The organism is Tissierella creatinophila DSM 6911, from assembly GCF_001940565.1.
Lineage (GTDB): Bacteria > Bacillota > Clostridia > Tissierellales > Tissierellaceae > Tissierella_A > Tissierella_A creatinophila.
The window spans coordinates 38,023-58,005 of record NZ_LTDM01000002.1; the positions used below are offsets into that span (position 1 = coordinate 38,023).

General features: G+C 30.5%; 19 protein-coding genes and 1 other RNA gene. 9 read left to right on the forward strand and 11 right to left on the reverse strand.

All coding sequences use genetic code 11. From position 1 onward, the window contains the following. Positions 1-47 precede the first annotated feature (47 nt). The 4 genes from TICRE_RS00695 to TICRE_RS00710 all read right to left on the reverse strand — a co-directional run bounded on the left by TICRE_RS00695 (position 48) and on the right by TICRE_RS00710 (position 3,375). Positions 48-911 carry a DUF1002 domain-containing protein gene (locus TICRE_RS00695; RefSeq protein WP_075724117.1) on the reverse strand — a complete coding sequence of 288 codons (864 nt, stop codon included), beginning with the start codon at positions 909-911 and terminating at the stop codon, positions 48-50. A gap of 73 nt (positions 912-984) precedes the next feature. Then, positions 985-1,536, reverse strand: coding sequence for a hypothetical protein (locus TICRE_RS00700; protein WP_075724118.1), 552 nt, complete (start codon positions 1,534-1,536; stop codon positions 985-987). 239 nt (positions 1,537-1,775) lie between these two features. Next, positions 1,776-2,918 carry a beta-aspartyl-peptidase gene (gene iadA / locus TICRE_RS00705; RefSeq protein WP_075724119.1) on the reverse strand — a complete coding sequence of 381 codons (1,143 nt, stop codon included), beginning with the start codon at positions 2,916-2,918 and terminating at the stop codon, positions 1,776-1,778. A gap of 40 nt (positions 2,919-2,958) precedes the next feature. Next, positions 2,959-3,375 (reverse strand): YkvA family protein, encoded by a 417-nt coding sequence (locus tag TICRE_RS00710; protein WP_075724120.1) that lies wholly within the window; start codon positions 3,373-3,375, stop codon positions 2,959-2,961. A gap of 321 nt (positions 3,376-3,696) precedes the next feature. On the opposite strand from TICRE_RS00710, the gene TICRE_RS00715 reads away from it, so the two are divergent. From TICRE_RS00715 to TICRE_RS00750, 9 genes are all read left to right on the forward strand, one after another. Continuing rightward, positions 3,697-3,951 carry a TM1266 family iron-only hydrogenase system putative regulator gene (locus TICRE_RS00715; protein ID WP_075724121.1) on the forward strand — a complete coding sequence of 85 codons (255 nt, stop codon included), beginning with the start codon at positions 3,697-3,699 and terminating at the stop codon, positions 3,949-3,951. 262 nt (positions 3,952-4,213) lie between these two features. Beyond that, entirely contained in the window at positions 4,214-5,266 is a 1,053-nt protein-coding gene (hydE, locus tag TICRE_RS00720) for a [FeFe] hydrogenase H-cluster radical SAM maturase HydE (RefSeq protein WP_075724122.1), read from the forward strand. 1 nt (position 5,267) lies between these two features. Continuing rightward, positions 5,268-6,644: a [FeFe] hydrogenase H-cluster radical SAM maturase HydG gene (hydG, locus tag TICRE_RS00725; RefSeq protein WP_075724123.1), complete on the forward strand. Its 1,377-nt coding sequence runs from the start codon at positions 5,268-5,270 to the stop codon at positions 6,642-6,644. A 9-nt stretch (positions 6,645-6,653) separates the two neighbouring features. Further along, a complete protein-coding gene (gene hydF / locus TICRE_RS00730; protein WP_075724124.1) occupies positions 6,654-7,850 on the forward strand; it encodes a [FeFe] hydrogenase H-cluster maturation GTPase HydF in 1,197 nt (398 codons plus the stop codon). Between the two features lie 146 nt (positions 7,851-7,996). Further along, complete coding sequence (locus tag TICRE_RS13145; protein ID WP_158016372.1) at positions 7,997-8,137, forward strand: hypothetical protein; 141 nt, start codon at positions 7,997-7,999, stop codon at positions 8,135-8,137. A gap of 83 nt (positions 8,138-8,220) precedes the next feature. After that, on the forward strand, positions 8,221-9,270 hold the full coding sequence (gene rsmH, locus TICRE_RS00735; RefSeq protein ID WP_075724125.1) for a 16S rRNA (cytosine(1402)-N(4))-methyltransferase RsmH: 1,050 nt from the start codon (positions 8,221-8,223) through the stop codon (positions 9,268-9,270). Between the two features lie 272 nt (positions 9,271-9,542). Continuing rightward, the gene (locus TICRE_RS00740; RefSeq protein ID WP_075724126.1) at positions 9,543-9,884 is read left to right on the forward strand and encodes a cytochrome b5 domain-containing protein; all 342 of its coding nucleotides are present in this window, start codon (positions 9,543-9,545) and stop codon (positions 9,882-9,884) included. Positions 9,885-9,902: 18 nt separating this feature from the next. Further along, a complete protein-coding gene (locus tag TICRE_RS00745) occupies positions 9,903-10,307 on the forward strand; it encodes a hypothetical protein (protein WP_075724127.1) in 405 nt (134 codons plus the stop codon). 219 nt (positions 10,308-10,526) lie between these two features. Then, positions 10,527-12,206 (forward strand): MASE3 domain-containing protein, encoded by a 1,680-nt coding sequence (locus TICRE_RS00750; protein WP_084191677.1) that lies wholly within the window; start codon positions 10,527-10,529, stop codon positions 12,204-12,206. Between the two features lie 82 nt (positions 12,207-12,288). Here TICRE_RS00750 and ssrA read toward each other — a convergent pair. From ssrA to secG, 7 genes are all read right to left on the reverse strand, one after another. Beyond that, positions 12,289-12,637, reverse strand: a transfer-messenger RNA (tmRNA) gene (ssrA, locus tag TICRE_RS00755). A 91-nt stretch (positions 12,638-12,728) separates the two neighbouring features. Continuing rightward, positions 12,729-13,103 (reverse strand): hypothetical protein, encoded by a 375-nt coding sequence (locus tag TICRE_RS00760; RefSeq protein WP_075724128.1) that lies wholly within the window; start codon positions 13,101-13,103, stop codon positions 12,729-12,731. Positions 13,104-13,257: 154 nt separating this feature from the next. Then, entirely contained in the window at positions 13,258-14,721 is a 1,464-nt protein-coding gene (locus TICRE_RS00765) for a protein adenylyltransferase SelO (protein WP_075724217.1), read from the reverse strand. A 158-nt stretch (positions 14,722-14,879) separates the two neighbouring features. Next, entirely contained in the window at positions 14,880-15,344 is a 465-nt protein-coding gene (gene smpB, locus TICRE_RS00770) for an SsrA-binding protein SmpB (protein WP_075724129.1), read from the reverse strand. Positions 15,345-15,367: 23 nt separating this feature from the next. Beyond that, positions 15,368-17,479 carry a ribonuclease R gene (rnr, locus tag TICRE_RS00775; RefSeq protein ID WP_075724130.1) on the reverse strand — a complete coding sequence of 704 codons (2,112 nt, stop codon included), beginning with the start codon at positions 17,477-17,479 and terminating at the stop codon, positions 15,368-15,370. A 200-nt stretch (positions 17,480-17,679) separates the two neighbouring features. Then, positions 17,680-19,680 carry a sodium-translocating pyrophosphatase gene (locus tag TICRE_RS00780; RefSeq protein ID WP_075724131.1) on the reverse strand — a complete coding sequence of 667 codons (2,001 nt, stop codon included), beginning with the start codon at positions 19,678-19,680 and terminating at the stop codon, positions 17,680-17,682. Between the two features lie 16 nt (positions 19,681-19,696). Then, the gene (gene secG, locus TICRE_RS00785) at positions 19,697-19,930 is read right to left on the reverse strand and encodes a preprotein translocase subunit SecG (protein WP_075724132.1); all 234 of its coding nucleotides are present in this window, start codon (positions 19,928-19,930) and stop codon (positions 19,697-19,699) included. Positions 19,931-19,983 lie beyond the last annotated feature (53 nt).

Below are 19,983 nucleotides of genomic sequence, written 5' to 3' on the forward strand. Positions count from 1 at the left end.
AATAAATTGATTTTTCTTAAATATTGGATTATTATATTAACTCTATACTATTTAAATATAGAGTTAAAGAAGTTTTTTATAGCATCTAATATCCTTTGAAGAAGAGACTTTACTTCTTCATTATTTTTTATTGTATCATCTAATTTATTTCCTATGTCTTTAAGCTGATCTTTTATGGTTTGGGTATTTAAGTCAAGATTTGTTATTTTTTCCATAAGTCCACCAATCTTTTGAATTTGATCAGTGTTTAGATTTATATTTAGATTACCTGCAATCTCTATTATAATCTTCTTAATTTCTTCTGGGTCTTTTACATTCTTTTCTATTACCTCTTCTTTTACTTTTTTAACTAATTCTGCCGCCTTATCTTTTCCAACTTCTTCTCCTAGCTCTCCAACTCTTACAACTTCCTCATTGGCTACCTTTTTTTGCTCTTCACTTATTTTCTCACCAGTTGCCTGCTCAAATGCCTTCATAACTCCTGTAAGAGCTCCTGTACCTGACACTGGAAAAGGTGCTGCTGTTATTATCTTAGCATTTTTAACTCCTGCTGTAACAAGTGCATTGGCATACATCTCTTTTGTAACCCAAGATATATTATAAGTTTCAACTTCTATTCCAGAACCCTCTTCCAATAGTTCTACATAAGCTGAACTCATGGTAATCTTACCAAGCTGTGCTTCAGTAGCTACTCCTTCCAAATACTTTCTTTCTTCCTGATTGTTTACTTCTATTATCTTAACATCTTTTTCATTTACTTTAAAAATTTCTAATATCTGCTTTCTTTGGGCATCATCTAAGTTTTTTCCAAGTGTCACTACCTTATCGCTATCTGCATATACAAAGCTACCAAATATAAATATAAATGATAAAATCATACTTATATTTCTTAGTGTTTTACTTTTTTTCATCTTTCCACCTCTTTTAATATTTTGGTTAATGTTGCTATCTCTTATTTTATCATAAAGTCTCTATTAATGATATTTATTTTCCAATATTAAAAGTTTCCATTATTCTTGGTACTTCTTCTACCATTTTACTAACCGTATTAAAATGTTCTTTATTTTCTTCTTTTAATAATTCGTCTGTAGGTTCCATAGCTGGTAAATAGCAATAAGTCTTTCCATCATGTTCCATTATATATGTTAAAAGAGGATCTTCCCATTCTTCTTTTTTTATTTTTTCATCTAGTATAATAATAGTAAATATATTTCCAGAAATATCATTTATATCAAAGTTAAAACTTACACTTTTACTCATTTCATCCATCCAAATTCCATTTTCGACCCTATAACTATCTTTCCACCACGAAGGAATTTCTAAGTTAAAACCATATTCTTCATTTTTATATATAATCTTTCCTTTTCCAGAAGTATCTACTGTAGGCTCATTAATATCCTTTTCTTTATCTTTATCTTTATCTATGTCGTTTTTTACTACTCCATCTACACCCGTCTTATCATCTACATCTTTACTGCACCCACTTATCAAAGATACACTAACACTTAATAACAATATTATAAATAGCTTTTTCATGAAAAATTCCCCCTAGATAATAACCCATAATTTAAATATTCTTAACTATAGTTTACCCAATATATGGCTTTTATTTCTTTTAACTTTATATTATATTTAACATACTTTAATAGTAGAACTAGCTATTAATATTGTTCACCATCACTTAAATAACAAATGCATATAGAAATCCATTTTGCTATCAATTTACCAATGGATTTCTATATGCATAATTTAAAATTAATTATACTACTGTGTTTCTATTCATAAGTTCCCTTTACTATTATTTTAGAATCATTCATCATCAATTTACCTTTAGATATTACTGAAACTAATTCTATATCTTTATTTAGCATCAATAAATCTGCATCTGAACTTTCTTTTATTATCCCTTTTTTAGGATATAAACTTAATGCCTTTGCAACATTTGTAGTAAAAAACATCAATGCTTCTTGGAGGTCAAAATTTTCTTCTTTTGCCATTTTAGTTAATTCTAATAATAGATCTTTTACTGAGGATACTCCTATTCTCAATAAATTTCCATATTCATCATAATCTGAAAAGCTTCCATATCCATCAGAACTTATAGTTATATTTTCTAAAGGTACTCCTTTTTCTTTAGCCTGTTTTATAACTTTTCTTGGTGATAATTCATCGGACATTCCACATGTTAGATCAATTATTCCACCTTTTTTTGCATACTCAAAACTTTCCATCAATAGTTCTTTTTTTCTGTTCACATGAGTAGGTCTTATAGTTCTAATTGGTATTTCAGTCTTTTCTAAAACCCTATTTACTATTCCTAGTCCATCTTCACCATCTCCCATGTGAGCTACCACTATGCCTGCCTTACCTGAAAGCATTCCTGCAATCCTAGCATCAGATGCCAGATGAGCTAGTTCATCTTCACTTAAACTTGAAGATCTATGATCTGAAAGAGCTATCTTTACCCCTATTATTTCTTCTAAAAATGTTATATCTTTTTTAACTTCCCCTGTCAATGTAGGTGATGGATAACTATAAGCACCGGTGTGAACATAAACAGATACGCCTTCTTCTTTTAACGCTTTAGCCTTAGCAACTAGATTTTCTACACTTCGAGTAGTAGAATCTGTACCCATAAGTCCTATAGCTGTTGTTATACCCCCTTCAATTAATTTAGAAAGTGTAATCTCTGGCACTCTAGTTTTAAAGCTACCTTCCCCACCTCCACCAGTTATATGAACATGATTGTCAATTAGTCCTGGGGTTAATATCTTATCTTTACCATCTATAACTTTTATCTTTTCACTAAATTTTTCTATATTGTCTTCTATTAAGCTTATCTTTTCATTTACAATTAATACATCTTTTTCTCCAATATACTCTGGAGAATAAACTTGTACATTTTTTATTAATAACATAAGTCCACTCCATCCTTTATTATTTTCAAACCCAAATCGTTTAATTTTCTTTTTGTTTGCTTTTATTGATTTTTTTATTAATTTCTTCTAATAATTTTTCATCGTATTCCCCAAATAAATCTTTCAATTTTTCTTTGGCTTTTGTCTTAGCATCTTCATCTATATAAAAAGCTACCATTACTATAGCTGCCATTAAAATTCCTAAATCATCAGTATAGCCTGCAAGTGGTATCATATCAGGCACCAAGTCTATGGGCAAAATAAAATATCCTAAAGAACCGATTACTACATTTTTTAACTTGCGAGGCAATTTAGGATTTTGTAATGTATAAAATAATAGCAAGCCTACATATACAACGTTTATCCCTGCTGTCTTTGCATATTTAAATACTTTACCTAAAAACTCTTTCTCATCATAATGTTTTTTATATTTTTCTATTTCATTTGACTTCTTCATCTTTCTCTACCTCCAGTTTTATTATTATAGTTATAATATACCTATTTATTATGATTATATAACAAGTTTATACTTTAAAAAAGCTATACTCACTATTATAATAAGCATAGCTTTTTATTTTATATAATTGAAGCATTATAAATTTTCTCTATAGCAGTTCCTAGGGTATCATCAAATTCTTTTTAGCTCCATCTTGATCTGTATTCGGCAATATAATAATAAACTCCTCTCAATCTTACTATTTCATAATAGTTCTTTTAAATTCCACGTTTTTAATGTAAAATAATAATATTAAAAACATATAATATTTGGAGGTAAAATATGAAAAGAGTCGCAATAATATCCGCTATTCTAGAAGATCCTATTAATAATAATCATCAATTTAATGATGTAATTTCATCTTATCAGCCTATAATACGTGGTAGAATGGGTATTCCATTTCATGATGAAGGCATTAGTGTTATTTCTATTACTGTAGTTGGTTCCTTAGATGAGATTAATAGTCTTACTGGAAAACTTGGTAACATTAGCAATATGAGTGTAAAAACCTCTATTTCAAAAAAAGAAATTATATAGCATTGTATAATACTATTGACATTGAAAGTATTTTCTGATAACTTATTAATAAGTAACTTTCCAAGTAATTATTTTAATTTTTACTTGGCGAGTTCTTTAAAAAAACTATCACCTAAAGGAAAAGAGAAATCTAATCTATAAGGAAGTTATACTATCAATATGCCAAATTTTCTTTATTGAAAAAGGCATTTTTGTTATTGATTTTATTTACTTCTATGTTTACTAAACAAGAAGTTTTTTATTTTTTTGAAAAGGAGTAAATATGAATACTACTAAAAATCTAATACAAAAGTTATATGATAATTCTAATTTAAGTCGTGATGAGTTTACCTTACTAATTGATAATATTGATGAGAATGACTATGAATTTCTCTTTAATCTTGCTCGAAAAAGAAAGGAAGAATATTATGATAAATCCGTTTTTATGCGTGCACTTATCGAGTTTACAAATTACTGTAAGCAAAACTGTAACTACTGTGGAATTAGAGCTTCAAATTCAAAGGTTGAACGATACAGATTATCAAAAGAACAAATTTTAGAATGCTCTGATGAAGGTTATAGACTTGGATACCGATCATTTGTTATGCAAGGAGGCGAAGATCCTTTTTTTAGCGATGATCTACTTTGTGATATTGTCAAATCTATTAAATATAAATATCCAGATGTTGCAATCACTCTCTCTGTAGGTGAAAAATCTATGGAATCTTATAAGAAGTTAAAAGAAGCTGGAACTGATAGATACTTGCTTCGCCATGAGACTGCTTCAAAAGAACTTTATGAAAGTTTACATCCCAATATGAGTTTTGACAATAGACGTAACTGTTTATTTATATTAAAAGAACTTGGCTATCAAGTTGGAGCTGGTTTTATGGTTGGTCTTCCAAATCAAAAAACATCAGACTTTGTAAACGACTTAGAATTTTTAAAAGAATTAAATCCTGAAATGATAGGAATTGGTCCTTTTATACCTCATGAAGATACACCACTTGGCTCATCTATTGGAGGAACAGTCGAAAAAACTCTTGTAATGGTAGCAATCACAAGACTTCTTTTACCAAGCGCATTACTTCCATCAACAACAGCACTTGGTACCCTTGATTCAAAAGGTAGAGAAAAAGCTTTAAAAGCAGGAGCAAATGTTGTTATGCCTAATCTTTCACCTACGAATGTACGTGAATTATATGAGCTTTATAAAGATAAAATTTGTACTGGCGATGAGGCTGCTCACTGCAGAAAGTGCATAGAAGTTAGGATTAACTCAACTGGTTATAGTGTAGATATGGGCCGTGGAGATCATAGCGAATGGGGGAAATAATATGTTTATAAATCATGATTATATAGGTGAACTTTTAGAAAACAATAAAACTACTTCAAAAGATGAAATTAAAACTATACTTCAAAAAGCAAAGAATTTTCAAGGTTTAACACATGAAGAAATTGCAAAACTATTATATATAGAAGATGGCGAATTATTAAAAGAACTTTACTCTGTAGCCGGTTCTATAAAAAATAAAATATACGGCAAAAGAGTTGTTATGTTTGCTCCTTTATATATCTCTAACTACTGCGTTAACAACTGCCGTTATTGTGGATATCAAAGGTGTAATGAATTCCCTAGAAGACGACTTGACAAAGAACAAATACAAGAAGAAGTTAAATTACTTGAAAAAATGGGTCATAAAAGAATAGCACTTGAAGTTGGTGAAGATCCAGTTAATTGTCCTATTGATTATGTTTTTGAGGCAATTGATACTATATACGAAACGGAAAATGTTAATGGTAATATAAGACGAATTAACGTTAATATAGCTGCAACTACTGTTGAAAACTACAAATCTTTAAAAGATAGAAATATAGGTACTTATATTCTCTTCCAAGAAACATATCATGAAGATATATACAAAGAGATGCACCCTAAGTGTTTAAAGGGGGATTATAACTACCATCTTACTGCTTTTGACCGCGCTATGGAAGCAGGCATTGACGATGTTGGTGGTGGAGTATTATTTGGTCTTGCTGATTACAAATTTGAAATTTTAGCTCTCATGCTTCATAATGATCACCTTGAAAAAGAATATGGAGTTGGCTTCCATACAATATCAGTTCCTAGACTTAAAAAAGCTGAAGGTATGTCATTAGATCAATTTCCAAACATCGTAACTGATGATGAATTTAAAAAGATTGTTGCTATTATTCGTCTTGCTGTTCCTTTTACTGGAATTATACTTTCAACTCGCGAAAGTGTTGATATGAGAAATGAAGTTATTGACTATGGTGTTTCTCAAGTAAGTGCTGGTTCATGTACAGGTGTTGGTGGATATAAAGAAAGTGATGCTAAGAAAGATGTTGGTCAATTTATAACATCTGACGAGCGAACTCCTCTTCAAGTTGTTAAAGATCTTATTAAAGATGGATATATTCCTAGTTATTGTACTGCTTGTTATAGATCTGGACGTACTGGAGATAGATTTATGCAACTTGCAAAGTCTGGCAATATCGAAAATGTATGTAATCCTAACGCCCTTATGACTCTTATGGAATTTATATGTGACTACGGTGATGAAGATTTAGCTATAACTGGCAAAAAAACAATATACGATGAAGCAAATAAAATAGAGCGTGAAGATATGAAACAACTTACACTTAAAAATCTAGAAAAGATAGAAAATGGCGAAAGAGATTTATTCTTATAGGAGGTATTTATGAGTTTAAATGTAACCCCTAGTGCAAATAGGCTACACATTGGCATATACGGCGCTACAAATGCAGGAAAAAGTTCGCTTATAAATGCAATTATTGGTCAAGACGTTTCACTAGTCTCTGATGTAAAAGGAACTACTACAGACCCTGTGACAAAACCAATGGAGCTACTTCCCCTTGGACCGGTTGTATTCATAGATACTGCAGGACTTGGTGATGATGGAGAACTTGGAGCACTTCGTATTGAACGAACTTTAAAAGTACTTCAAAGAACTGATTTTGCAATCTATTTAAATGATATCACCAATTTTGATGAAAAAGAGCAGGAAAATATGATACATCAATTTAAAAAATTTAATATACCATATATGATTGTATTTAATAAAATTGATAAAGCTGACAAGGAAACTTTGAACTCATTTAAAAAATTATATAAAGACGCTCAATTTATAAGCACAAGTGATGACAAACAAGTTATAGAGTTAAAAAATGCTTTAATTGATAAAATTAAAAATGAAGAAAACGAACCTACTATAATTGGAGATCTTGTTCCATACGGTGGCACAGTTGTTATGGTTGTGCCTATTGATAGCGAGGCTCCTAAAGGTAGGATTATACTACCACAGGTACAACTTATACGTGATTGTCTTGATAATGGTATAAAAAGCTACCTTGTACGTGACACCGAGCTTAAAGACGCCTTGGGTGATTTAAAACATATCGATTTAGTTGTTACTGATTCGCAGGCTTTTAAAAGTGTAAGCGCTATGGTTCCTGAAAACATACCACTTACATCTTTTTCTATATTATTTGCCCGATACAAAGGTGATATAAAGAGCTTTGTTCATGGAGTTAATGTGATAAAAGATTTAAAAGATGGTGCAAATATATTAATAAGCGAAAGTTGCACTCATAATCACTCTCACGAAGACATTGGAAGATATAAAATTCCGAAATTACTAAATCACAAAGAAAATAAAACTTTTAACTACGATTTTAGAATGGGACATAATTTTCCAGAAAATCTTAGCGAATATAATCTTGTTATTCACTGTGGTTCTTGTATGCTCAATAAAAAAACTATGCAAAGTAGAATAATGATATGTAATGACGCAGGTGTTCCTATAACGAATTATGGAGTTGTTCTTGCTTATGCTACTAGCATACTCGATAGAACTTTAAAAGTTAAAAATTTATAACTTTAAATACCAATTAATAAAAATAGGCTACTTTGTATAAAATGCAAAGTAGCCTATTTTTATTAAAGCTGTAATATATTATTTGATATGATACAACTTCTGCAGTAGTCGTAATTGGATGGATTCAAATAGCTAAAATTTCTTCTTTGGCAATATTTGGACTTTGTAAAATTATTCCTGGATTTATTATTTCATCATTATTTATTTATTTTGTATCCTTAGTTACGGAAGAACCAAATCAAGAAATCCTTGATGAATATGATGAAGCTCTACTATTTTATTCTTAAATTTAGTTTTCCTAATATTTTTTTACCAAATTGTCTTTATGACTTATATTTGGTATTATACTATATGAAAGGTGGGCGAAAGAATGAATAATCAAGACCAAAAACATAAAAGACGTGTTAGATATAAAGGAACTCATCCAAGATCCTATAAAGAGAAATATAAAGAATTACAACCAGAGGCATATCCTGATACAGTTGAAAAAGTTATTCAAAAGGGAAGTACCCCTGCAGGAATGCATAGATCAATTTGCGTTGATGAAATATTGAATTTTTTACAAATTACTCCGGGACAAACCGGATTAGATGCAACTCTTGGTTATGGTGGTCATACTCTAGAAATACTTAAATGTCTGGATTCAAAGGGCCAATTATATGCAACTGATATAGATTCTATTGAGTTACCAAAAACACAACGAAGATTAGAAGATTTGGGCTATGGATCAGAAGTTTTAAAAATTAGACAACTAAATTTTTCAAATATAGATCAAGTGGTTTTAGAATCAGGTCCATTAGATTTTATATTAGCAGATTTAGGTGTTTCTTCTATGCAAATAGATAATCCCGATAGAGGTTTTTCTTTTAAAAATGAAGGTCCATTAGATTTAAGACTAAATCCTAACAAAGGAGAATCAGCATCCGAAAGATTAAGTAAATTTTCAGAAGATGAATTGGAAGGTATGTTAATAGAAAATGCCGATGAACCACATGCTAAAAAAATAGCTAGTGCTATTATTTCAGCATTAAAAAAAGGTGGAAAAATAAATACTACTACAGATCTTCAAGAAATTATAACAGATACTCTTAAATTTATACCAGAAAACAAAAGAGAAAATGAAACTAAAAAATCGTGCCAAAGAACTTTTCAAGCATTGAGAATAGATGTCAATGATGAGTTTGAGGTACTCTATGAGTTTTTAGAAAAACTTCCTTCTGCTCTAGCTAAGGGAGGACGAGTAGCTATTCTTTCTTTCCATTCGGGAGAAGACCGTTTAGTAAAAAAATCATTTAAGCATTATTTCAGGAAAGGAATATATAGTGAAGTAACTCCAGGTCCAATTCGTCCAACACCAGAAGAATGTAGCTCAAATGGTCGTGCTCGTTCAGCAAAATTGCGTTGGGCTATAAAAGCTTAGCTTTAAAAGAAATGTTTTATATTGGATTTATTTTCCACTTAGCAAAGCTATACTCGTAATTTATAACAAGCATAGCTTTTTTATATTTTTATCTGACTTATACAATTGAAGCGTTGTAAATTTTCTCTATAGCAGTACCTAGTGTATCATTAAATTCTCAATATAAAGAACTTTTATTTAATTTTGTTTTGCTTAAAATAATTGACTTTTACTTCTAATTATAGGGTATAAATATTACACTATAATTAAAACTTATTATTGGGAGGTCTGTTATGAAAAATCAATTTATGAAAGTTACTATAATATTATTAGTTTTTATTTTTATACTAGCGGGATGTAGTGGAAACAAAGAACCTGAAACTTCTGCACCTAAAAGTGAAGAAGTGATCCTTACACTAAAAGAGTTAAGTCAATTTAATGGTATGGATGGTAAACCTTCTTATGTGGCTATCGATAGAGTAATATATGATGTAACAGATGCCACTCCTTGGAAAGGTGGTATGCACAATGGTTTTTCAGCTGGTAAAGACCTTACAAAAGAGATAAAGACAATATCACCACACGGAATATCTAAGCTAAAAGAAGTTCCTATAGTAGGTAAACTAAAAGATTAAATTAGAAGGAAGGTAAATATGACGTATGTAAATTGGGGTTGGATGAGTTTAATAATTCTTGGAATTTTAGTATTTCCTTATATATTAAAGCGTTTAAATAAATATAGAAAATCAATCGATAAATCAAAAAATAACTGTTATATAAAGACAATAAAGTTCTTTAGGAAAATCCATAAGCCTCTTGGACTATCATTAATTATAATACCATTGATACATGGTTATATGGCTCTGGGAGCCTTGAGACTTCATACAGGACTTATATTATATTTGTCTGCACTTACCACCGCTTTACTTGGGGGTGCTTTTTATAAAACTAAAAATAAAAATTTTTTCACTTGGCATAAACGTATGGCTGTAATTACAATATTATTTTTTCTTATACACTTCTTTGCTCCAAATGCAATATATTATTTGTTAAACTAAAAATAGGAGTTTCATGACTGTTAGAATAGTTATGAAACTCCTATTTTTAGTTTAAATTATCTAATAATTATTTTAAAATATAAGAAAATGGCTTTTAGTGACATTGTTTCTAAATTAAGGTATAATAATTAAAATGAGACAAGGTCTAATATAATACAGTTTTTTCAAAGCTTAATATATTTTAAATATACAAATATAATTCTATATAGGAGGATTTTTATGGATATTGCAAAGATGAGTTTGTTTCATAACACTAAAAAATACAATAAAGTGATATTTGTTTCTATTTTTTCAATAATAATATATATTATAGCTGCGGTTTTTAATAGTATATTTGTTAAAATTATGCCTGTAGAAAGCTTTTTGACATGGCATACTATATTTGAACTCTCTAGTATATTGGTGTCATTCTCCATATTTACAGTTACATACTTTATTTATGAAGAATCAGGAAACTTAAAGATGATAATGTTTGGGTGTGCATTTTTGTTGATGGGTTTACTTGATGCATTTCATACTTTTAGTTATAAAGGTATGCCATACTTTTTCATAGCAAATGATACTGCAAATAGAGCAACAATTCTATGGATTTTTTCAAGGCTTATTGGAAGTTTAGGATTTATGGCAGCTGTTTCTATACCTTCTAATTTTATCTGTTATATTAAAAAAGAAGTCTTTGCAATAGTAACAACTTTTTTTACTGTTCTATTGTTTTTAATAGTAACTTACAATCCTACTTTTTTCCCTTCTATGTATATAGAAGGAGAAGGGCTGACTAATATTAAAATATTTATAGAATATTTTATAATATTTATTTTAGCAATAACATTTATTATCATTGAAACTCAGTATAGAAAAACTCTTTCTAATAATGAATATCAGTTTATGATAGCTTTAGTATTATTAATCTTTAGTGAATTTTCATTTACTAGCTATGGAAGTATCTATGATGCCTTTAATTATATAGGTCATTTATATAAAATAATAGCTTATAGTATATTATATAAAACTATCTATATAGGAAATGTAATCACACCATATAAAGAAATGAAAAAAGCTAAAAATAAATTAAAGAGATATTCAGACAATCTTAATGTAATTGTAAAACAAAGAACCAAAGAGCTTGAAAAGTTGAATGAAGTATTGTTAAATGATATTGAATATGCAAAAGAAATGCAGAGATGCTTGTTGCCCAACCAAATGCCTGGAGGAATGTCTGTATCATTTGATGCAGAATATTTAGCGGCTGAACATTTAAGTGGAGATTTTTATAATGTCATTAAGCTAGATGAAGATAATATTGCTATCTATATTGGAGATGTGTCCGGTCATGGTATTTCTGCCGCTATGTTATCAGTATTTGCTTACCAGAATGTTTTGCAGTTAAAAGAAAATTTAACCCAAAAGATTATAGAACCTGGATTAGTTTTGAAAACTATTTATAACAGTTTTAATAACACAAATATTACTGAAGAAAAATATATAGTCATGCTTTATGGTATTTATAATATTAAAGATAGGTCTTTTAATTATTCATCAGCAGGAATAAATGTATCACCTTACATTATTAAAAAATCAGGAGAATTATATGAAATGGATGTTAGAGGATTCCCCATCTGTAAATTAGGTAATCTTATGGATCCCTATTACGAGAATAAAAGTATACAGTTAGAAACAGGTGATAAGATTTTATTTTATTCTGATGGCTTAGTTGAAGCTAAGAATAAAAATAAAGAGGTATATGGACATCATAAATTAGAAAATTTATTAAAAAATAACTATAATTTAAATTCTACTGAGTTAAATATTGCTATAAAGGAAGATTTTTTCAACCATATAGATTATAGTAAGGAACTAATGGATGATATAACATTTTTAACTATGTTAATAACAAATTAAGAATAAAATTTCTATACAGAATTTATGACATTATAAAAGCTCTAGTAAATAATTTACTAGAGCTTTTATATTGTCATATGTATGGTGGAGGCGGTGGGAATCGAACCCACGTCCGAAAACACTTCCACAAGAGTTTCTCCGAGTGCAGTTAGTAATTTAACATTCCCTTAGCCTATCTCCTACTAACGGGATATAGGCCTTAGTAGCTTCATAGTTTCCGTTCCAGGCTCAAAGCTTTACTTGGCTCGGTTCCCCACTAGGTTGACGTTCTATTCTAAGCCGTGGGCTACAAAGATAGAACGACAGCTTTAACTAAGCTGCAAATGCGTAATTATTGTTGTCAATTATTGTTTGTGCCACTTTTAACGTTGTTCGGCGACAACGACTCGCTACTCCTGATTCCATATCCCCGTCGAAACCAGTGCGCCCCCAGATATTAAAATCATTAATTTTGTCTACTTTTTATTATAACAAATTTAAAAAGATATGTCAAATACCTCAATTTAACAGGTCTTCCTGTTTTTATAAATATCTATCTTCCATATAAAAACTTCCTATTGTAAGTAAAATGCTATAAACGACTCCATATACTAAATCAATTTCTTTTCCTTTTATATAATCAATTCCAAAGTCTATTGATATAAGAATGATAAATCTTATGATAAATGATTTTAAAAAGCCTAATGGATTATTTTTAATATATTTTAATATAGACTTTATTGATAAAATAAGACCTATTCCCAATACCAAGCAAATCGAAATAAAAAATATGATCATAAACATATTTATAAATTTTCCACCTATTTCAATGTCTTTCCACATAACTATTGACAGAAATAATACTCCTAAAACAAATAATACAATAGGTATCTTAATTACTTTTTCTAATTTTTTCATAAATTTCCTCCATATTCTTATATATGTATTATATATTATATCTTTAAATCTTACTATAAAATTTAATAAAAGCTTAGTATTTAACTATAGGAAGTGTGCTTAAAATATAGATAAGAGTAGGACAAATTTGTCCTACTCTTATCTGTATTTTACCCTAAGTCCCACAATATGTTCTATATTGTATAGATGAAGGCTCGGGAGTTTTTGTATATTTATCATCTACTTTTAAATGCTCATATGGACTAGATAGTGCATCCAATAGATCAAAAAGTGGTTCATAGTTTCCATCCTTTGTAGCAGATTCTAATGCTTCTTCTACCAAATGATTTCTAGGTATTACTGAAGGATTAGATTTTTTCATTAATTCTTTCGATAAGTCTTTGGATTCTCCCTGACTATTTAATCTTTCATTCCATTTTCTATTCCACTTTTTAAATTCTTCACTACTAAATAAACATGCTCCATCTAGCTTATCAAATGTTAAAGAAATAAATGTGTTAGTATAATCTGCATTATGCTTTTCCATTAAGTTTAAAAGTTCCTCTATGATCCCCTTATCCTCTACTTCATCATTAAATATGCCAAGTTTAGATTTCATACCAGTTAACCAATTATTGTAATATAATCCATCAAAATCCTGAAGGGCATTTCGGGCTAATTCTAGTGATTTATCCATATCATTATCTATCAATGGTAACAGAGTTTCTGCAAATTTACCAAGATTCCATTTGGCAATACTAGGTTGATTTCCATAGGCGTAACGACCATATCTATCTATGGAGCTAAATACAGTTTTAGGACTATAGCTATCCATAAAAGCACAAGGTCCATAATCTATAGTTTCTCCACTTATAGTCATGTTGTCAGTGTTCATAACTCCATGAATAAATCCAACTAACTGCCATTTAGAAATAAGTCTAGCTTGAACTTTTATTACTTCTTTTAACACTGAAAGATAAAGATTTTCATCCGATTGAATGTTTGGGAAATGACGTTTAATAGTATAATCTGAAAGTGCCTTAAGATTTTCTTTAGTTCCCATTCTCAAAGCGTATTCAAATGTTCCAACTCTTATATGACTTTTTGCAACTCTTGTTAAAACAGCACCATTTAATGATGTTTCTCTATATATTTTATCTCCTGTTGCTATCACAGCTAAACTTCTAGTTGTTGGAATTTGGAGATTGTGCATCGCTTCACTAATAATATATTCTCTTAACATGGGTCCAAGTCCTGCCCTACCATCTCCTCCACGAGAGTAAGGAGTTCTTCCTGAGCCTTTTAATTGTATATCATATCTTTCACCTTGGGGAGTTATTTGCTCTCCAATTAAAGCTGCTCTACCATCTCCTAGCATAGTAAAGTGACCAAATTGATGTCCTGCGTAAGCCTGGGCTAATAAAAATCCGCTTTCTGGAAGAGTGTTTCCTACTAAAAGATTTATATTTTCTTTACTCTTTAATCTCTCTGTATTTAATCCCAAATATTTTCCTAAGGAATTATTTATAATAACTATCTTAGGTGTACTTACAGAGTTTGGGCTTACTTTGGTATAAAACATTTCTGGAAGATCTAAATAACTATTTTCTAAATTCCATCCTGTATCCATTGTGTTCATATTAACAGCTCCCATTCTTTTATGACATCCATATTTTAGCTTTTACTTTTTTAAGTTTATTATACTCAAATTTAGAAGCTAAGGATAAAGCAGAATTTATGTTTTAATCTTTACATTTTTTATAAAAAAGCCAAGAGATTTCTCTTGGCTTTTAAAGTTTAACTATACTTTTCACTTGCATGCTGCCTCATCCTTCTATCCGCATCTTTTTTAGCTATGTCTTGTCTTTTATCGTATAGTTTTTTACCTACTGCTGTAGCTAGTTCCATCTTTACTTTACCATCTTTAATATATACACTTAATGGTACTAGTGTTGATCCTTTAAGTTTAGTTTCTTGTTTTAGTTTTCTTATCTCTCTTTTATGAAGAAGAAGTTTCCTTTTTCTTATAGGATCTACATTGTGAATGTTTCCTTGTTCATAAGGGCTTATATGCATATTGTTTATGAACACTTCATCATCATCAATACTTGCATAACTTTCCTTTAAATTTAGTTTTCCCTGTCTTATAGACTTTACTTCAGTACCTTTAAGAGCTATACCAACTTCCAAAGTATCCTCTATAAAGAACTCATGTCTTGCCTTTCTATTGCTTGCTACAACTTTTACCCCACTTTTTTTCATCATTTCACCTTCTATTTTTTTACTTATACTACAAGTTGAAAGTCAATATTTCTTCTAACTATATCGGCTCCGACTACTTCAATTTTTACCTTATCTCCTAGATTATACTCCTTTTTAGTCCTTTCTCCAACTATTTTTAAGTTTTCTTCATCAAATTGATAATAGTCATCTAACATTTGACTAAATGGTACTAGCCCTTCAATAGTATTTTCAAGTTGTACAAACATACCAAAGTTTGTAAGTGAAGATATTATCCCTTCGTACTCTTCACCAATTCGTTCACTCATATATTGAGTCATTTTTAAATCTTGTACTTCTCTTTCAGCTTCTTCTGCTAATCTTTCTGTATATGAAGTATGTTCTGCTATTTCAGGTAAATTAGCTTTTAATATCTCTTGCTTGTGAGTGCTCATTTCACCTTTTATAAAATCTTTTATTATCCTATGAATTACTAGGTCTGGGTATCTTCTTATAGGAGCTGTAAAATGAGAATAGTATTTTGCAGCTAGTCCAAAGTGTATATCTTGATCCATGCTATATTTAGCCTTTTTAAGAGATCTAAGCATCATAGTTGATATAACTAGTTCTTCTTTTTTTCCTTCTATTTCTTCAGTTAGCATTTGAAGATCTTTTGGATGTATTTCTTTTCCCTTTAGCTTATATCCTAAATTATAGATAAATTTACTAAATGTAGCCATCCTTTCTTCTGAAGGTTGTTCATGAATTCTATATAGGAATGGAATCTCGGCCCAGAAAAACTGTTCTGCTACTGTTTCATTTGTTATAAGCATAAACTCTTCTATCATCCTATTTGCAATCCTTCTATCCGCTTTCTTTATATCTATAGGCTTTCCTCTTTCATCTAGTATTATCTGAGTTTCAGGGAAATTAAAGTCTATACTACCTCTATTTTCTCTTTGTGATTTTAAAATATGCATAAGCTCTTCCATTAGGTTTATCTCTTCTAATATTCCATCTAGTTTTTCTCTAGCCTCTTCATCATTGTCTTCTAGATAATTAGACACATCTTCGTATATAAGTCTTTTATCACTATTTATGACTGTTTCTACTATTTCGTGAGATAAAACTTTTCCACTTTTATCTATTTCCATTATAACTGATAGACAAAGCCTATCCACATTTGGATTTAGTGAACAAATTCCATTTGATAATTCTTTAGGAAGCATAGGAATTACTCTGTCTACTAAATATACCGAGTTTCCTCTTCTATAGCTTTCCTTGTCTAATGGAGTTCCCTCTCTTACATAGTGAGATACATCTGCTATATGAACTCCTAAACTATAATTACCATTTTCTAGTTTTTCAATCGAAATAGCATCATCTAAGTCCTTAGCATCTGCCCCATCTATTGTAAAAGTCTTTACTCTTCTTAAATCTTTTCTATCTTTAATATCATCTTCAGATATTCTATCTTCTATATTTTGAGCAAATCTAATTACTTTCTCAGGAAATTCTTCAGGTAAGTCAAATTGTCTTATAATTGAAAGTACATCTGTACCTGTTTCATCAGGGTAGCCTAAGATTTCTGCAACTTTTCCCTCTGGATTTCTTCTCCTTTCCGGCCACTGAGTTATTTCTACTACTATCTTTTGCCCATTTTTAGCTCCATTTGTATGTCCCTTTGGAATGAACACATCATGAAATATTTTTTGATTATCTGGTATTAAAAATCCAAAGTTTTGATTGTCTTCAAATGTTCCAACAATAAATTGGTTTTTTCTTTCAAGTATCCTGATTATTTCTCCTTCTTGTCTTTTTCCTCCCTCTGATCTCTTAATAACATTTGCTACTACTTTGTCTCCATGCATTGCACCATTCATAGCCTCAGCTGAAATATATACATCTGGGTTTTCTTTTTCTTCTGGAATTACAAATCCAAACCCTCTTTCATGACCTTGAAGCTTTCCTACTACTAAATAATCAGTATCTATCTTGCCATATCTTTCATTTGCTGATTTTATTATTGTTCCTTCTTTTTCTAAATCCTTTAAAACTTTAAAGAATTCTTTTTTAAATTCTATTGGAATATCAAACTTTACTAAAAGTTCTTCTTTTAACATAGGTTTATAGTCTTTTTGGGACATAAGCTCTATTATCTTTTCTTTTATACTCATATTTTCCTCCTCGAGTTATATAATTCTTCTTATCATTTATAATTACCCTTTTTATGAAAAAAAATGTAAGATATTTCAATGTCTTACATTTTTTATACTTATTATATATAGAAAACTTTAATATTCCTCTGGAAAATCATTTATTATTAAATAGTAAAAGTTTTAAATTAAAAATCCCTCTTTAAAGAGGGATTTTTAATTTAAAATAATATTCCGTTTCCAAATACTCCTGCAAATACAAGAGAAACTATAGTCATAAGTTTTATCAATATATTTAATGATGGTCCTGAAGTATCTTTAAATGGATCTCCTACAGTGTCTCCAGTAACTGCAGCTTTATGAGCTTCACTACCTTTTCCGCCGTGGTGTCCATCTTCTATATACTTCTTAGCATTGTCCCAAGCTCCTCCGGCATTACTCATAAATATTGCCATAAGTACTCCTGTTACAAGTGAACCTGCAAGAAGACCTCCAAGTGCTTCTGCACCTAATAATAGACCAATACCTACTGGTACTATTACAGCTAAAAGTCCTGGAATTATCATCTCTTGTAGTGCTGATTTTGTACTTATATCTACACATCTTCCATAATCTGGAGTTTGTGTTCCTTCCATAATTCCTGGCATTTCTTTAAACTGTCTTCTTACTTCTTCTATCATTGCAAAAGCTGCTTTACCTACCGCATCCATTGTCATAGCTGAAAATAAGAATGGAAGCATTCCACCTATAAAAGCTCCTGCTATAACTACTGGTTTTGTTAAGTCTATTGCAGAAAGACCTACAGTTTGAGTGTAAGAAGAGAAAAGTGCTAGTGAAGTAAGTGCAGCTGAACCTATTGCAAATCCTTTACCTATAGCTGCAGTTGTATTTCCTACTGAGTCAAGTTTATCTGTAATCTCTCTTACTTCTTCAGGTAAATCACACATTTCAGCTATACCGCCTGCGTTATCTGCTATTGGACCATATGCATCTACTGCTATAGTCATACCTGCTGTAGAAAGCATTCCTACTGCTGCAAGGGAAATACCGTATAGACCATAAGCTGGATTTTCTGCTCCTCCTGAAAGGAAATATGCTACCATTATACCAATAGCTATAAATATTATAGGTCCTGCTGTAGACATCATACCTACGGATAATCCACCTATTATATTTGTAGATGCTCCAGTTTCTGATTCTTTAGCTATTCTTTTAACTGGTGCATGATCTGCTGATGTATAGTATTCTGTGATTTTAGCTATTATAAGTCCTACTGCCAATCCTGCTACTATGGCTATAAAAGGTTTGTATGAATTAAGTATATACTTGCTTAAGAAAAATCCTACTACTAATGTAATTAATGAACTAACTAAAGTACCACGATTTAATGATTTTTGAGGATCTCCATCACCCTTAACAAAGAATACCCCTATTATAGAAGCAATTATTCCAACTCCTGAAAGTGCTAGAGCAAATATAGCTCCTTCTTCACCAAATGCTAAAAGTCCAAGTGTTATTGCCGATATTATAGCTCCAACATATGATTCAAATAAGTCAGCTCCCATACCAGCTACGTCTCCTACGTTATCTCCTACGTTATCAGCTATAACTGCTGGGTTTCTAGGGTCATCTTCTGGTATTCCTGCTTCTACTTTACCTACAAGGTCTGCTCCAACGTCTGCTGCCTTTGTATAGATTCCCCCACCTACTCTAGCAAATAATGCTATAGAAGATGCACCTAATCCAAAACCTGTGATTATCTCTGGTTCTCTAAAGATATTATATAATTGTCCAACTCCTAAAAGTCCAAGTCCTACAACACACATACCCATTACTGCTCCACCAGAGAATGCTACATCTAGTGCTTTGTTCATTCCACCTGTCATTGCAGCATTTGCTGTTCTTACGTTTGCCTTAGTAGCAACTCTCATACCTACATATCCTGCTGCTACAGAAAATAAAGCTCCAAGTAAAAAACAAATTGCTACTTTGATTCCAAGTCCTTTTACAAATGTTAATATAACAAATAATACTGCTACAAAAATTGCAAGAGATTTATACTGTCTAGATAAAAAAGCCATAGATCCATCTTGGATATATTTTGAAATCTCTTTCATACGATCATTTCCTGGATCAACTTTATCGATACTAGCTGCTTTATAAAAAGCAAATAATAAGGCCAATATACCTATGATTGGCGCAGAAATCAAAAAAATGTTCATTAATCTTTCCCCCTTGTTATTTAGCTGCTAAAACTAAAGTAGAAACCATAAATATAGCTGCCGAAATCATAGTAGATCTCTTTAGCATCACTTCTTTAGTTTTTACTCCACTTTTACCCCACATTGATTCTGGGGCACTTGAACCACCCATACTAGCTCCTAGTCCTCCTTGACTACCTTCTTGCATTAAAACACTTATAATTACTCCAAGAGCTGATATAAGTAACGATACTGAAAAAAATGTTTGCATAATTACACCTCCTGATTGTTATTATTTCAATCAATTATACACACTATTAACAT

What these genes read in the sequence shown, in the direction of transcription:
- rnr (WP_075724130.1), bottom strand. Translation starts at nt 17,479, where the DNA reads ATGAGTATAAAAGAAAAGATAATAGAGCTTATGTCCCAAAAAGACTAT.
- TICRE_RS00700 (WP_075724118.1), bottom strand. Translation starts at nt 1,536, where the DNA reads ATGAAAAAGCTATTTATAATATTGTTATTAAGTGTTAGTGTATCTTTG.
- secG (WP_075724132.1), bottom strand. Translation starts at nt 19,930, where the DNA reads ATGCAAACATTTTTTTCAGTATCGTTACTTATATCAGCTCTTGGAGTA.
- hydF (WP_075724124.1), top strand. Translation starts at nt 6,654, where the DNA reads ATGAGTTTAAATGTAACCCCTAGTGCAAATAGGCTACACATTGGCATA.
- smpB (WP_075724129.1), bottom strand. Translation starts at nt 15,344, where the DNA reads ATGAAAAAAAGTGGGGTAAAAGTTGTAGCAAGCAATAGAAAGGCAAGA.
- TICRE_RS00780 (WP_075724131.1), bottom strand. Translation starts at nt 19,680, where the DNA reads ATGAACATTTTTTTGATTTCTGCGCCAATCATAGGTATATTGGCCTTA.
- TICRE_RS00750 (WP_084191677.1), top strand. Translation starts at nt 10,527, where the DNA reads ATGGATATTGCAAAGATGAGTTTGTTTCATAACACTAAAAAATACAAT.
- rsmH (WP_075724125.1), top strand. Translation starts at nt 8,221, where the DNA reads ATGAATAATCAAGACCAAAAACATAAAAGACGTGTTAGATATAAAGGA.
- TICRE_RS00760 (WP_075724128.1), bottom strand. Translation starts at nt 13,103, where the DNA reads ATGAAAAAATTAGAAAAAGTAATTAAGATACCTATTGTATTATTTGTT.
- TICRE_RS00740 (WP_075724126.1), top strand. Translation starts at nt 9,543, where the DNA reads ATGAAAAATCAATTTATGAAAGTTACTATAATATTATTAGTTTTTATT.
- TICRE_RS00715 (WP_075724121.1), top strand. Translation starts at nt 3,697, where the DNA reads ATGAAAAGAGTCGCAATAATATCCGCTATTCTAGAAGATCCTATTAAT.
- hydG (WP_075724123.1), top strand. Translation starts at nt 5,268, where the DNA reads ATGTTTATAAATCATGATTATATAGGTGAACTTTTAGAAAACAATAAA.
- TICRE_RS00745 (WP_075724127.1), top strand. Translation starts at nt 9,903, where the DNA reads ATGACGTATGTAAATTGGGGTTGGATGAGTTTAATAATTCTTGGAATT.
- TICRE_RS00710 (WP_075724120.1), bottom strand. Translation starts at nt 3,375, where the DNA reads ATGAAGAAGTCAAATGAAATAGAAAAATATAAAAAACATTATGATGAG.
- TICRE_RS00695 (WP_075724117.1), bottom strand. Translation starts at nt 911, where the DNA reads ATGAAAAAAAGTAAAACACTAAGAAATATAAGTATGATTTTATCATTT.
- hydE (WP_075724122.1), top strand. Translation starts at nt 4,214, where the DNA reads ATGAATACTACTAAAAATCTAATACAAAAGTTATATGATAATTCTAAT.
- iadA (WP_075724119.1), bottom strand. Translation starts at nt 2,918, where the DNA reads ATGTTATTAATAAAAAATGTACAAGTTTATTCTCCAGAGTATATTGGA.
- TICRE_RS00765 (WP_075724217.1), bottom strand. Translation starts at nt 14,721, where the DNA reads ATGAACACAATGGATACAGGATGGAATTTAGAAAATAGTTATTTAGAT.